Annotated in this window: 15 protein-coding genes, 1 tRNA gene and 1 pseudogene; 8 read left to right on the top strand and 9 right to left on the bottom strand. The window is 45.7% G+C overall.

Annotated elements, in window-relative coordinates; all coding sequences use genetic code 11:
* Positions 1-70: 70 nt before the first annotated feature.
* From RIE73_RS01065 to RIE73_RS01085, 5 genes and pseudogenes are all read left to right on the top strand, one after another.
* On the top strand, positions 71-469 hold the full coding sequence (locus RIE73_RS01065) for a type II toxin-antitoxin system RelE/ParE family toxin (protein ID WP_446399413.1): 399 nt from the start codon (positions 71-73) through the stop codon (positions 467-469).
* On the top strand, positions 453-782 hold the full coding sequence (locus RIE73_RS01070) for a helix-turn-helix domain-containing protein (protein ID WP_446399414.1): 330 nt from the start codon (positions 453-455) through the stop codon (positions 780-782). Before RIE73_RS01065 ends, RIE73_RS01070 begins: the two co-directional genes overlap by 17 nt.
* A 318-nt stretch (positions 783-1,100) precedes the next feature.
* On the top strand, positions 1,101-3,641 hold the full coding sequence (locus RIE73_RS01075) for a two-partner secretion domain-containing protein (RefSeq protein ID WP_446399415.1): 2,541 nt from the start codon (positions 1,101-1,103) through the stop codon (positions 3,639-3,641).
* A complete protein-coding gene (locus RIE73_RS01080; protein ID WP_446399416.1) occupies positions 3,583-5,697 on the top strand; it encodes a beta strand repeat-containing protein in 2,115 nt (704 codons plus the stop codon). Before RIE73_RS01075 ends, RIE73_RS01080 begins: the two co-directional genes overlap by 59 nt.
* Positions 5,616-6,434 (top strand): annotated as a pseudogene (locus RIE73_RS01085) (CHAT domain-containing protein); the annotation flags it as partial. The gene RIE73_RS01080 and the pseudogene RIE73_RS01085, both read left to right, overlap by 82 nt.
* A 73-nt stretch (positions 6,435-6,507) precedes the next feature.
* On the opposite strand, the gene mazG reads toward RIE73_RS01085, so the two are convergent.
* Positions 6,508-7,335 carry a nucleoside triphosphate pyrophosphohydrolase gene (gene mazG / locus RIE73_RS01090; protein ID WP_446399417.1) on the bottom strand — a complete coding sequence of 276 codons (828 nt, stop codon included), beginning with the start codon at positions 7,333-7,335 and terminating at the stop codon, positions 6,508-6,510.
* Between the two features lie 89 nt (positions 7,336-7,424).
* Between mazG and RIE73_RS01095 the strand changes: the two genes are divergently transcribed.
* Positions 7,425-7,784: a hypothetical protein gene (locus tag RIE73_RS01095; protein WP_446399430.1), complete on the top strand. Its 360-nt coding sequence runs from the start codon at positions 7,425-7,427 to the stop codon at positions 7,782-7,784.
* 163 nt (positions 7,785-7,947) lie between these two features.
* Here RIE73_RS01095 and RIE73_RS01100 read toward each other — a convergent pair whose 3' ends face one another.
* The 3 genes from RIE73_RS01100 to RIE73_RS01110 all read right to left on the bottom strand — a co-directional run bounded on the left by RIE73_RS01100 (position 7,948) and on the right by RIE73_RS01110 (position 9,587).
* The gene (locus tag RIE73_RS01100) at positions 7,948-8,388 is read right to left on the bottom strand and encodes a hypothetical protein (RefSeq protein WP_446399418.1); all 441 of its coding nucleotides are present in this window, start codon (positions 8,386-8,388) and stop codon (positions 7,948-7,950) included.
* 14 nt (positions 8,389-8,402) lie between these two features.
* A complete protein-coding gene (locus RIE73_RS01105; protein WP_446399419.1) occupies positions 8,403-8,918 on the bottom strand; it encodes a DUF6653 family protein in 516 nt (171 codons plus the stop codon).
* 102 nt (positions 8,919-9,020) lie between these two features.
* On the bottom strand, positions 9,021-9,587 hold the full coding sequence (locus tag RIE73_RS01110) for a metal-binding protein (protein ID WP_446399420.1): 567 nt from the start codon (positions 9,585-9,587) through the stop codon (positions 9,021-9,023).
* Between the two features lie 45 nt (positions 9,588-9,632).
* Here RIE73_RS01110 and RIE73_RS01115 point away from each other — a divergent pair.
* Positions 9,633-9,704: transfer RNA gene (locus RIE73_RS01115), tRNA-Val, on the top strand.
* A 730-nt stretch (positions 9,705-10,434) separates the two neighbouring features.
* Here RIE73_RS01115 and RIE73_RS01120 read toward each other — a convergent pair.
* From RIE73_RS01120 to RIE73_RS01135, 4 genes are all read right to left on the bottom strand, one after another.
* Entirely contained in the window at positions 10,435-10,884 is a 450-nt protein-coding gene (locus tag RIE73_RS01120) for a hypothetical protein (protein ID WP_446399421.1), read from the bottom strand.
* 327 nt (positions 10,885-11,211) lie between these two features.
* Positions 11,212-11,667 (bottom strand): hypothetical protein, encoded by a 456-nt coding sequence (locus tag RIE73_RS01125; RefSeq protein ID WP_446399422.1) that lies wholly within the window; start codon positions 11,665-11,667, stop codon positions 11,212-11,214.
* Positions 11,668-11,673: 6 nt separating this feature from the next.
* Positions 11,674-11,967, bottom strand: a complete 294-nt coding sequence (locus tag RIE73_RS01130) for a hypothetical protein (RefSeq protein WP_446399423.1) — start codon at positions 11,965-11,967, stop codon at positions 11,674-11,676.
* Positions 11,968-11,998: 31 nt separating this feature from the next.
* Positions 11,999-12,301, bottom strand: a complete 303-nt coding sequence (locus RIE73_RS01135; protein ID WP_446399424.1) for a hypothetical protein — start codon at positions 12,299-12,301, stop codon at positions 11,999-12,001.
* Positions 12,302-12,342: 41 nt separating this feature from the next.
* Here RIE73_RS01135 and RIE73_RS01140 point away from each other — a divergent pair, with 41 nt between their 5' ends.
* Positions 12,343-12,489 (top strand): hypothetical protein, encoded by a 147-nt coding sequence (locus RIE73_RS01140; RefSeq protein WP_446399425.1) that lies wholly within the window; start codon positions 12,343-12,345, stop codon positions 12,487-12,489.
* Positions 12,490-13,405: 916 nt separating this feature from the next.
* On the opposite strand, the gene RIE73_RS01145 is transcribed toward RIE73_RS01140, so the two are convergent.
* The coding region (locus tag RIE73_RS01145) for a M23 family metallopeptidase (RefSeq protein ID WP_446399426.1) at positions 13,406-13,942 on the bottom strand (537 nt) is incomplete at its 5' end.

The following is a 13,942-nucleotide window of genomic DNA, read 5'->3' on the forward strand; positions in this document are numbered from 1 at the left end:
CCTAACCTTCCCCTTGACAAGGACAGGAAAAAGTTATGGATTATGATCAGTATGGAATCTCTGTTGAGGTATGAGTTTATCGTTGAAACCCGTTGAATGGGTAGGAAGCTCTCTTGAGGATTTGAAAACTTTTCCAGAGGAGGTTCAGCAAGTCGTTGGCTATGCTTTGTACTTGGCTCAATGTGGTGAAAAGCATCCTTCAGCTAAACCACTCAAAGGATTTAAGGGAGCTGGGGTGCTTGAAGTTGTGGAAAATTTTGATAAAGACACTTACCGAGCCGTTTATACCGTGAAACTTGCTGGCGTCGTTTATGTCTTGCACGCTTTTCAAAAGAAATCTAAACAAGGAATTGCTACGCCAAAGCAAGAGATTGAGTTAATTGAAACAAGATTAAAACGAGCCAAAGAGCATTACGCAGAAAACTATCGTCAGCAGCAAAAGGAAGAGAAAGATGACTCAGGAGATTAGAGTGCAAGCTAGTAGTGGTAATGTATTTGCCGATTTAGGTTTAGAGAATTCTGATGAATTGTTGGTGAAAGCTGAACTGGCATATAAGATTAGCCGTATGATTACTCAGCAACAGTTGAACCCAACTGAAGCCGCAGAAGTTTTAGGGATTGAGCCATCCCAAGTGTCTGCTCTAATCCATGGCAAGTTATCCAGCTTTTCCATTGTCAGTTTGTTTCGCTGCTTGAATGCTTTGGGGCAAGATGTAGAGATTTTCGTGAAAACGAAACCTCAATCTCGTTCAAAAGCGCAAACACGGGTGGTGGCGACATGATTTTGGAGTCACTTTTGTATTGGTGTGACACAGCTAAAATTGTGGGATAGATTTGACGGTGAAATTGGGCGCACGTCGGTCATTGATGTCAACTTAAAGTAGAAAACCAATGCTGACAAGGTTTTAAGCTGTGTCTGTCTACTCCTCAACATTTCCCCCTCATCCCCTAACCCCTTCTCCCACCGTGGGGAGAAGGGGAACCGGACTATCTTAAGTTGACACCAATGTCAACCCAACCTACGGTGAAAAGGCGCAATCTATTTACAGCCACTAATTATTTGTGCTTAAATACTATTAGATATGCATCTGCTATACCTCATGAATATTTTCACTCAAGGACAGGGGCGGCTGTTGGCAGGATTAGCATTAACCGTTACGTTTGCTGCTGTAAAACCTGCTTACTCCCAACCCATTACCCCCGCCGCCGATGGTACAGAAACCACCGTTACTTCTGAGGGAAACCGCTACGATATCCAAGGGGGTAAGCTTTCTGGTGATGGGGTGAATCTGTTTCATAGTTTTGAGCAGTTTGGACTCGATACAAACCAAATTGCTAACTTTTTGTCCAATCCAGAGATTCAGAATATTTTAGGGCGGGTAGTGAATGGTGAACCGTCGCTGATTAATGGGTTGATTCAGGTAACCGGAGGACAATCGAATCTATTTTTAATGAATCCGGCGGGGATTATTTTTGGTGAAAATGCTCGACTGAATGTTACGGGTGATTTTACCGCAACCACGGCGACGGGGATTGGTTTTGAGGGGGGATGGTTTGAGGCGTTTGGTAACAATAGTTACAGCAATTTAGTCGGAAATCCAAATGGATTTAAGTTTGAGACATTGCAGCCGGGAGCGATTATTAATGCGGGTGATTTAGAGGTATCTGAGGGACAGAATCTTTCGCTAATTGGTGGTGAGGTGCTGAGTACAGGGAGTTTGACAGCACCAGCGGGTAATATTTCGGTAACGACAGTACCGGGAACGAGTCGGGTACGGTTGAGTCAGGAGGGACAACTGCTGAGTTTGGAGGTTGAATTACCGACGGATAATCAGGGGAATTTGTTGGCGATTGAACCGTTAATGTTACCGGAATTGTTGACGAATGACGGTGTGGTTGAAGCGACGGGAGTCACGGCGGCTGATGTGGAAGCTGAAGCTGGAGATATTGTTGTTAATCAGGTAACAGCATACACAGCAACGTTATCGGCTGAAGGGGATATAACCTTAGTTCCGGTTGGGGAAGGTGTTGCACCTTCTTTGGTAACAACCGGGGATTTAAATCTATTGGCGAAGGATACGGTATTGGTAAGAGATAACCAAACCAGTCCTTTTTTAGCCCAAGCGGGGGGAAATCTTTATATTCAGGGGAATAATGGAATTGATATTCTGGCGCTGAACCATCCAGAAACCCCGTTTGTGAGTGGGGGAAATCTGAGTCTAGTCAGTGATGGGATTATTTCTGGCGATGCTCACTTTGCTAGTGGCGGTGGCTTTTCACTGCTTAATTTAGCCGGAGAACCTGGAACGTTTAGAAGTATCAATGACCCAATTATTCGGGCAATTGGGGATGTTGAATTCGGTGATTATGAAGGTGTAGCACTAAAAGTCGAAGCGACAGGGAGTATTAGGGGTGGAGATATTACAATCACTGGACCCGACCTTAATATTCCAGGGAATGATCCAGATGCAAACATTTTGACCACTAGCCGCGCTCTAATCTTAAGAGCAGGAGTGGATACAATCAATCCTTTGAATTTTCCCCTTACAGGTGTACCAACATTAGGAACAAACTTCGATACACCAGCTACATCATTACTACCAGTAGGAAGTATTCAGGTCGGAAATATTAGTACGGTTTCGGGAACTGACGGTGTAGATAGTGGTTCGGTAACTTTGAACGCTTTAGGCAATATTATTACAGGTGATATATTGTCTCGCACGTTAGGAGGTGCGTTGAATAGTCAAAACAATGCTGGTGATATTACTCTGATCAGTAGAGGAGGCTCAATAGATACTAGTGCTGGTTTAATAGATGCTGGAGCCAGTCTTGGTTCGGGTGGGACAATCACTATAATGGCTCAAAAAGATATTATTACTGCTACCCTATTTTCTTATGTAATAAATGCAAATGGTGGCAACGCTGGCAATATTAGCATGACAAGTACAGAAGGTTCTATCAATACCAGTGCTGGTCAGATACTTGCTACTACTCCTGCTGATAAGGGTGGTCAAGTTTCCCTCATGGCTCCCGGTGATATTATTACGGCTAGAATAGACGCTAGCGGCAATCAGAGTGCCGGAAATATCAACCTTACAAGTACTGCAGGCGCTATCGACGCTAGTGCTGGAGATCTATCTACATCCTCTGATAATGGTGATGGTGGCTCTGTAACGTTAGAGGCTGGAGGTGACATTTCCACAGGGGGGATTTCTACTATAGCAGGCAACATGAATGGTGATAGTGGTGAAATTAGCCTAACCGCAGGTGGTAGCATTACTTTCACTAATATTCCTGCGCTACCTTCCCTTAACTCCAGCGCTCCTAATGGTAACGGTGGTGATATTAAGCTTGAAGCAAACGGGGATATTCAATTTGTTGATCTATCCTCGAATGCCCCAAATGGTAATGGTGGTAATATCACTATTCAGGCTGGTGGAAATCTGCAATCAGATGACATCCATTCGTGGGCTGCTTTAAATGGTGGGGATATCAATCTTACTATTGGTGGTACATTTGATGCCTCGGATAATGATCCGGTAAACAATACTGTAGGTGGAATCCTATCTTGTTCTAGCTTCAATGATCAGTGTGGTCAAGGGAAATGGCACAGGAGGTACTATAACCGTCAACGGTACTAATAATATCATCATCGGTTATGTTAATTCATCGGGGAAATTAGGCGGTGGAGATATTAACTTAACTAGCACACAGGGAAGTATTGACACCAGTGCTGGCGATTTAAATGATGGCATAATAGCAACTACTTCGGATAATGGAACAGGAGGTGCAATTACAGTTGAAGCGGCTGGTGATATTATTACAGCAGATGTCCTTACCAATGGCGCTGAGGGTAGTGGCAAGATTACCATCACTACCAGCGCCGGAGTGATAAACACTAGCGCTGGTACTCTATCAACAGCCTCTAGTAGCCAAAGTGGTGCAGTCAGTCTGGAAGCGAGTGACGATATTATCACAGGCAATATCAGCTCATTTGGCGAATTAGGTAGTGGAGAGATTAATCTCATCAGCAATAGCGGTAGTATTAATGCTACTGGAGGTTTTCTAGATACATCTTCTGTGGATGGTCAAAGCGGTAATATTACTCTTGAGGCTTCAGCAGGTAGCATTACCACAAACACAGTCAAAGCAGGTTTAGCCGCAACTGACGCAGGTACAGGGAGTGGCGGAAATATTACGTTTAAAGCAGGTGGAGATGTTATCGCCGAAGCAGATATCTTTGCAGGTGTGAGCTTTGGCGAAGGGTTTGGGGGGAATATTACAATTACCAGTAGTAATGGCAGTATTGATACTAGCGCCGGAACCCTTAACTCATCCTCAGAAAATGGCGCGAGTGGCGCTATAGTTCTTGACGCGGCTGACGAGATTAACGCCAGTGCAATTGATTCGAGTTCTACCAATGGGAGTGGTGGCAAAATTGACCTCTCGGCTGGAAATCAAATCACCATTAGTGACGCGATACGATTCGGTTCGACTGACAAGGGTGGCGATAGTCTAACTCTGAATACTTCGGGAGAAATTACCCTCCCCGAAACCCTTTCTATCGGCGGTGCGGATATTGTCGCGGGAAATATTAATCCTCTGAGTAATCTTGTTTTCTCCTCAGATGAGAGTATCAACACCGAGGGAGGAAGTCTTTCTCTTACCTTCGCAGAGGGTTTCAGCTTAAATAACGCTATCTCCACTAGAGGCGGTGATTTGAGCGTGATCGGCGCTAAAGCGCAACTACGAGCGGGCGCGATCACACTCCAATCTCCTATAGATACCGATGGCGGTACGATTACTATAACCGGAAATACCATCGACGCGATCGCAGCCACTCTGGATTCCTCTTCCACCACTGGCGCAGGCGGTAATATTTCCCTGATGGCGGAGAATAACCTATTGGCGAGAACCCTCAACGCTGCAAGTACCACGAGTAGTGGCGGTAATATTAGCCTGGAAAGCCAAACAGGTGCAGTGGAAAGCGGCGACTTAATCGCGACGGGAGAAACAGGGGGTGGAGACGTTACCATTACAGCACGCGATCGCATCATTACCCAAGAAATCGATACCAGTTCATTATCAGAAAATGGCGGAACTGTCAAGTTAGACCCCGAAAATGGGATTCAAGTTACCCTAATTAACGCCCAAGGAGGTACAGAAGGAACAGGCGGAACCGTTGATATTACCACAGAACAATTCTTCCAGGCGACTGGCACATTTACCGACCAAAATAATATCATTGCTAGCATTTCTACGGCGGGTGGCGCGGGTGAAGGAACAATTACAATTCGCCATGATGGTGGAGCCAGAGGAATATCCTTTGATGTCGGTGATGCTACGATAAACGGTACGGCGGGAGCCTTAACAACCAGCGCTAATAACTCAATTTTACCCTTCCAATCCTTTTTAGGTCCCTACAGCCAAGGCGCTATTTCAATTATTACCGCTCCAGACTTCCTGCAAGAATTACAACGGATATTGCCCGAAGCTGATCCCCCCTCATCCTTAACAGTTACCCTCTTAAGCCGAGGTTTTCCTTTAGAAGAATTATTTACCCGTGAATTTGAGAAATACCTAGGAATCTTCAATCCTTCTATTAACACAAAGGTATTCAAAATCTCAGCTTTATCATGGATGGAGGATTGCGTTCCATTCCCTTACTGGCTCTCCACGATGGCGAACAATTCCTGATTGAAAAATACAGTGCGGGTTTAATGCCCAGTATCAGCTTAACCGATACCCGTTATCGCGATATTAACGACTTCGAGGTTTTGGCAATGGGGGCGTCTGAATTTACCGACGCCAACCCCTTAAAAGCTGTCCCCGTAGAACTAGCCGCGATTACCCAAGAACTATGGCAAGGAGAATCCTTCCTCAACCAAGAATTTACCTTGGAGAACCTGAAACAAGAACGCCAACTACAACCCTTTGGGATTGTCCACTTAGCCACTCATGGTGAATTTAAATCGGGACGCCCGGAAAATTCCTATATTCAGCTATGGGATACCAAACTACGCCTTGATCAACTGCGTGAGTTAAAGTTGTATGAACCCACAGTCGAATTGTTAGTTTTGAGTGCTTGTCGCACCGCTATAGGCGATGAGGAAGCTGAATTAGGTTTTGCGGGATTAGCGGTACAAGCGGGGGTAAAATCGGCACTGGGAAGTCTCTGGTATGTCAGTGATGAAGCGACGTTGGGATTAATGACTGAATTTTACCGTCAGTTAGAGACAGCACCGATTAAATCAGAAGCGCTGCGACAGGCGCAACTGGCGATGATTCGGGGAGAGGTGCGGTTAGAAGATGGGAAATTATTGGGGAGTGGGGAGAGTATTACCTTACCTCCAGAATTGGCACAAATAGGGGATAAGGATTTATCTCATCCCTATTTTTGGTCAGCGTTTACGATGATTGGTAGTCCTTGGTAGACTGGTTGTGCAAAGCGATCGCACGCCAAAATTTTCCGATTCCCCAGCTTCCAGACGTTCCACAGTCACGTCTCTACTCCCTCCTCTGCGACTGCTTCAGCGCGGCTTTCGCTTGCTGCCAAAGCTGCTCTAATTCATCAAGGCTATACTCAGACAAGGAACGAGTCGCGATCGCTTCCATACCAGATAGACGCTGGATAAACCGCTGGTTGGTGTCTTGCAGCGCTGTGGCTGGGTCAAGGTCATACCAACGGGCAACATTAATTAGTGTAAACAATACGTCTCCTAATTCTGCCTGTTGCTCCTCTTTCCCTTCCTGGTCAATTGCCTGATGGAACTCCGCTAATTCTTCGGCAAATTTTGCCCAAACTCCATCCACATCATCCCATTCAAATCCAGCAGCAGCAGCTTTTTGGGACATTTTCATCCCTGCCATTAAGGGGGGAAGCTTCCGGGCGTATCCTTGGAGTTTACGACTCAACCGTTGCGCCTCGGCTGGAGTTTCTCCTTTTTCAGCGGCTTTGATTTGCTCCCAATTGTAATGGACTTCTTCGGCGTCTTGCACATTGACATCACCGAAGACGTGAGGATGACGACGGATGAGTTTTTCGGTAATGCCATCCGCCACCTCTTTGAGGGTAAAGTGACCGACTTCGGCGGCTATTTGGGCTTGTAAGACCACCTGAAGCAGTAAATCGCCCAATTCTTCGGCAATGGCTTGGGGATTGCCACTACGAATCGCATCCACCACTTCATAAGCTTCTTCAATCACATAAGGCGTTAACGTCTCCGGCGTTTGGGCAAGATCCCAAGGACAGCCTCCCTCGGGCGATCGCAACTGGGCAACCACATCGATTAGCTGTTGTAGGGCATTGGTCATTTGTCCTTTGTCATTCGTCATTTGTCTTATGCCTTGTGTAAGGGGTCGAGGATGTAGGCATTTTGGCTAAGCTAGAGGGACAATCCCTCCAGCGGTTCTATCGGTTAACCATGAATCTTAATATTTTTGATCAAAAACTCCGCATTGAACTGGAATGGTATGAGCAACTCTGGGCGTTCACTTTAGATAAAGTGTGGGAAATCCCTCTCAACCATATTACCAGTGTCTCTACTGATGAACCTCCTAGCAGTTGGACAGAAATTCGCGCCCCCGGTACAGCGTTACCGGGAGTGATTAAGGCGGGAACTTACTACAGTTCTAGGGGAAAAGAATTTTGGTATGTGACTGGCGATCGCAATTACCTGGTGCTAGGGTTACAAGATGAACCCTACCAGAAAATTGTCCTAACGTTAGACCAGAATGAATTTTGGGCAGAACGCATTCAGCAAGCCCAAGCCTCATCGATTTAAGGCTGGATTAATTGACGGTATAGTTAAGGTTAAAGATCTTGAGCAGAAATTTGACAACCTAAACATTGTGATAAATTAGGAAGATTGTTTACAGGTTCAAAATTTTCAATTGAGTTACCCCCCAAACTCAGAAGTTCCAATTGAGTTAAGTTTGCTAAAGGACTCACATAGTCAGGGCTGCCAGAGGGGTGATATCCTTGATTTGGTTATCTCTCAGATACAGCCATTCCAGATTATTGAGTCCGGCTAGAGGAGTCACATCTTTGATTTGATTTTCTTGCAAAATTAGCCGCTTCAAATTTGTCAAATTTTCAATCCCATCCAGCCGAGAGATATTTTCGTCTATTGCACCGAAATCGGTAATTTGAACCAGTTGTTGGCGAGTTAGGGGTTGGGGTTGAGGAACATCGATGGCGCGGCGAATCGCTGCCTCCAGATTGGGATCGGCAAAGGAAACGTTTTCACTCGTTTCTTCTGTAGGTTCCTGAATAGGATCGGGTGTCAATTGTTCAGAATTAGGGATTTGTGAGTTACATCCCGTGGCAATCAGGCAAGCACTTATAATTAGGGTAAAACGTTTAAATCGATTGAGAGTTATCAGCATTGATAAATTTAAACTTATTTCTGCGAATACAGCCAGCTTTGATATTCAGGATTAGTGTCCTTCATATCTTCATAAAGCCATACCATGCGATCTAGAAACCACAGCTTTCCTCCATAAATTAGCGCAGCACCAAACAGCGTGATCCAAATGTCAAGTTCAATGACACCCCAAGCCACAAATCCTGTACCAATTGCTGCTACTGTCGTGAGAATATTGGGCATCATTTGATGTCGGATGGGGACAGGAATTTTATCTCGATTCATCCAAACTCGTTCGCCAAACACCGCTTTAGACGCCCAATTATCAGTGGTTTCTGGTTGGGCAAAGAGGCGCGGGTTGACCCAAGTCCAAAGTAACGCCAGCGCCACCAAAAGCAGCGACCACCACCCCAGCCAAATTCGACTCCAGATGGCTAAGATGAGCAAAGGTAGCACAGTGTTGCGCGTCCAGACACTCCAAGGATTAGCATGACGTGTCCAGGTGGCTTCATCCATCTGAAACAGTTGAGCAACTTTGTTTTCTAAGGTCATAAGTAGTTAGACTTTCATTAAAGTTAACGGTTGAGATTAGGCAACAGGTAACAGTAAGGGGTTGAAGATTATTAACATTTCTGAGTACAGTGTACAGAAGGGTCAAGTTCGTCGATTTGAGGTTCGCTTGCGCTTCTTCGTTGATTTACGGCGCGGCTTTTGCTTTCGACGCTGGTAGCGCTTATAGGTAGAACTGGTCCAATCACTGATGGAGTGGATGATAGCGCCGAGTTCTAAGCCGATAAATAAGGCAATCCAGTGGGCTTGATAATTAAGGAGCGATCGCGTGATCTGGTGTTTCAACTCTTTCCCAGTCCAAGGTACAGCCTGGAACAGGTGCAGCATCACGAATCCGATTCCCGCTAGGGCGATGATCCAACTCCCCAGATAGAGGATACGAATCGTCGTCCCTAGGATCAAGCCGTGGGAAAAAATAGAGCGGTGGCGCATCACCTTTTGGTAAGGTAGCCAAATCCAGCGCAGCCATCCCCAGCGTTTAAACGGGCGTGAGTAGAGATCTAAGTCGGGACTGAACATGAGTCCACTGAAAAAAAACCCTCCAGATACGATCAGGGTTAAGTCCCCATTTTTAGTCATAATGCGGGTTACAGCGGTTACAAGGGGGAGACTCCATAAGGTAATGCGATCATGTATTTGACCAGAAGGCATTTTTTTGATAATTTTGTGCTAACCTAAGTAAGTATGATACAAATCGGGCGGTTAGCTCAGCGGTAGAGCGCCTGCCTTACAAGCAGGATGTCACTGGTTCAAATCCAGTACCGCCCATTAATCTATTTTTTAGGACTTATGTCCATTAAAGAGCTATTTGTCAGTTTTAAGGACTTAGTGTCATGAAACCTGACGGACTCTTTTCTATTGAGGGAGCTAAATAATGCAGAAAGCTAGTAGCAGCATAGCTTTTAGCCAATCTCCTCTCTTAGCCAAGAGAGGACACTATACAGTAGTAAGCTAACTTGAGTCTCTTGATCCAGTTTTAAAAACTTAATGTCACGCTAACTTATACATTTTTGTCGGCTGATTAGACATTGTTCATTTCAGCTCTTTCCCCAAGGAGAACGCTGATTTTGTAAAAGTTTCTTTCCCAAGACGATGCAAGGGTTTTGAACTCTTGAGAGCACATAAGGGATATTGCCACTACTGTGAGCTGTCAAAAAAGATTAGGGAGGATTCCTTCTTGCTCGAAGGCGATTAGGTAGCTGCCACGACACGAACTCCTGTATCCTTATAACCATAGACAATGTGAACTGGTTATAAAAACATTGCTCCTTGATGCTAGGCGCGACCCTGCACCCTATCTACGAAGAAATTCCGTAGAAGGAACGTCGTTTACAGAGCCAGCTCCGTAAATGACGTGTCTCACAAACAGAGACGCGGACAACTACCGAGGGCGGAAAGCAATTAAACTGCCCTGACACTTCTCATCTGTTCACGGGGAACGAGACGCGCTATTGAATCAATATTATCTTGTCAAGGTACGAATGCTTGATTTAAATCATTAAGTTTTAGCCCCCTCAGCCGATAGAGCAATGGCTATGGCTTTTTGCTCCAACTCTCCTTGGCAGAACTGTTTGCGTTCAACAACTGCTATACCCTCTTTTTCGGCACACTCTTTGATGCACTCAGACAGCCGACTATAGCTCCAGCGATGGAAGCTGGCGCGGTAATGCAAGGCATATTCCTTTTGGCGTTCCTTGTCATGGGGAAACTTATGCTCTGCATGGGAAAGAATATTACTCTCAATACTTTCACGAATGCCCTTGAGTTGGGGAATGGCAATGGTTCCTGCTTTTCGCTTCAGGGCAAGTTTGACTATGTGAGACGCGATGAGTCGGTCAACGTGAAGTCCCAGATTTGAGTCTGAGCTGCAACTGACGAAATACTGGTAGCTGACGGCGGCCACACTGAATCTTGAAGAGATAGTCTGTGAGTCCCTTGAATGTGACACAAATTCTTTCTTTAGGTCGCTGGTGATGCTTTGCCTTAGGCTTTTCAGTTTTTGAGAACTCTTGATGAATGCCATTTGCCGAAGCCGTTGATGTATCGTGAGATTCAACAGACCAGTACAAATCACTAGCACTGTAAAACTGAATTGGGTAAGGCAATTCGTTGAATAAAGGAAGCTGTTGTTGCTCTGTTAGTTTATCTAATTCCGCTTCCATCTTGTCAGGAGCATCACTTACTTTTGGCAGAGCCGTTATGTAGGTAAGATGCTGTAAGTATCGCTGTCCGGTTGGGTCTCTTCCCTTTGGTAGTCGGCTTTGAAGTTCATTGACTAAAAGTGTATATTTCTCCATATCAATCGCCGTCGGTGCTTCTCACAGCCAGAGGTTGATTGAAACTGCCAATGGAGGCGGTGATAGGGAGCTTCACGGTAACAGGCTCCGCATAGCCGAGTTGAGCGATGCACCATTGCCACTCCCTCTGGTGGACACAACGCTTCAAGCTTACTGACTTCTATACCAATCAGCTTACCCATCGCCTCCAATTCGTTATAAGTTGGGCGCGGATTCCAGCGAAATTTCTCCCAGCGAGACAAAGCCATACCAATCCCAGCTTTTTTACCCAAACTACCCGGAGCCGATATATTCACCATTTCCTGGCGGCGAAACCGTCCGAAGTAGTGGCTAATGCTTTCTCCTTCAAACGGCTCTAAATACCAGGGTGGGTGTTGGGGCGCTCGGCTTGATTTCTCTTCAGCTCGTTGTGTCCCTAGGTTAGATTTACTCATCGTCACTTACCAGTCTTCCATAAACTCATCCCAGTCAGGAACTACAAACAGCGCCGGCTTAACTGGCATCTCCGATTGTTCTTGTTTATATAATTCTACCTTCTTTTCAGATGACGAAGCGATCGCCGATTTTGCAGTTTCCTCTTTCTTTTTACCTTTTGAAACAACTTCTGGATGGAACTTTAAAACCTTAGACTGATCCGAGTTACGTGTAAGGCGACGTTGTTCAGTTTTGCGCCGTCCTTTGAGAGTCTTTGCTTTCTCAATTGAAGAGTTGTATAAATCCTGTTGCTGCGCCAAGATGGAAGACTGATCGATTGCTTTACCTTGGTCACGAATTATAGGTTACACAGGCTTTCTGTTCAGGATTTTTGGGGCGCTCCGTCAAGGAACCTCCTTTAAAACCTAGCACCAGAGCCGCAAATTCGCTCTTGAGTTCTAAAAATAATCGCTCTACCACTCCACCTTGCTCAGTGTAGAGACGAAGGCGCATCTTGAAGCCTAAATCGGCGGCAATGTGTCTTAGATGTGCCGACTTAAATTCCTTAGCTCTGTCAGTGACAATATACTCCGGAACTCCACAAACCTGCCACTCTTTTTGGAGATTGTCCTCACAACCACGATCTTTCGGCAAAATAGCATGTCGGAGCGCTAAGGCAACTTGATGGGAACCCGGTGATTCAAGACAAAATGATCATCTTGCCCTACTGTCATGCTGCCGCCGAATGGTTCGCGGCTGAACGTGCCAGACTGACTGCTTTGGGTCGAATGCCTTCATACCCGGATGGGCAGATCGCTGCTATTGCTAGGGTTAATTTATGATTCTGGTAACTCGTAATGTTTCAGACTTTACGGAATTTGAAGGACTGACGATTGAAAATTGGTTTGTTTAGCAGGCGATCGCTCTTTCGGAAAAAAACCGGGGCGATCGCACCTGGGAGACTATCACCTTTAATTCGGGTGTAGGGGCGACCCGCTTGCATTAATTAATAACGGTGTCCGTTTAATTTGATCGGGTCGCCCTTTATTCAATTGGCGGTGTCAGAAAGTGTTTTTTGAGCGGTTATATACGTTCCTGGATAGGCTTCCATCGCACTTTAGTGGGGAACGTTTCTATTCCTGGTGAGATGGTGTATCTGGGGAAAGGGGAAGGCGCGATCTGCTGTAGGCTCTACTCGCTTCGCGATCGCACGCTGGGGATAGAGAAGGTGCGATCGCGTGGAAGCCCAGGTATTTGTAGGGGCGGGTAATGGTGCTTAATTTTGATGTTTGTGATCACGTTTCAGCAAAACCCGCCCTGACTCAAAATGGAGGTGTGTTTTAGGCGATCGCTGTTTTGATCAGGGATTGGCGCTAACCGGGAGGGAGAGGGCGATCGCACTTGGGAGACTATCACCTTTAATTCAGGTGTAGGGGCGACCCGCTTGCACTAATTAACAATGGTGTCCGCTTAATTTGATCGGGTCGCCCTTTATTCAATTGGCGGTGTCAAACGGTGTTTTTTGAAAGGTGCGATCGCGTGGGAGTCCAGGTATTTGTAGGGGCGGGTTTAGCCGTTTAATTTTGATGTTTGTGATCACGTTTCAACAAAACCCGCCCTGACTCAAAATGGAGGTGTGTTTTAGGCGATCGCTCTTTTGATCAGGGATTGGCGCAAACGAGGAGAGAGAGGGCGATCGCACGCTGGGAGAACCGGATGAAGTGCGATCGCAATTGTGATGAATTCCCCTACAAATTATTATTTGTATAACTTCACCAAACCCTTACGAACAGCATCTCGGAAGATAGTTGGAATATGTAAACGACCAGAATTTGCAGGTGATTGGGGACGATTGGGATTAGACATATTAACGTTGGCTCGACCATTATGCACCTCTACGTGGGTATGAGCGCCATAGCTATAACCCGTGTTACCTTCCTGTCCGATGAAAGTACCTGGCGCAATGGTTTTTCCTTTTATGCTTTCGTTGATGGAGCCTTCAGCCAAGTGCCAGTAAATAAAGGTCTTGTTCAGCTCTTTGTTGTAAATGGCGATAGTTCCATTGTAGCCCCAGTCTGAAAGGGACTTGCCTCCAAAAATTTCTTTTCCATTCTTGGCTTCAATTACTTCACCGCCTACTAACGCATAGACTTTACCATCTACTCCATGACCATCTATAGAATCAGTGGCGTAACGATTTTTGTGATACCAATCGTATTCAGAACTTATAGTGTTACCAACATTATCTTGATACAAAGTATTCAAGTAATCGGCTTCCTTGTAAGTGTAATTTGG

Source organism: Coleofasciculus sp. C1-SOL-03 (assembly GCF_040220555.1).
Taxonomy (GTDB): domain Bacteria; phylum Cyanobacteriota; class Cyanobacteriia; order Cyanobacteriales; family Coleofasciculaceae; genus Coleofasciculus.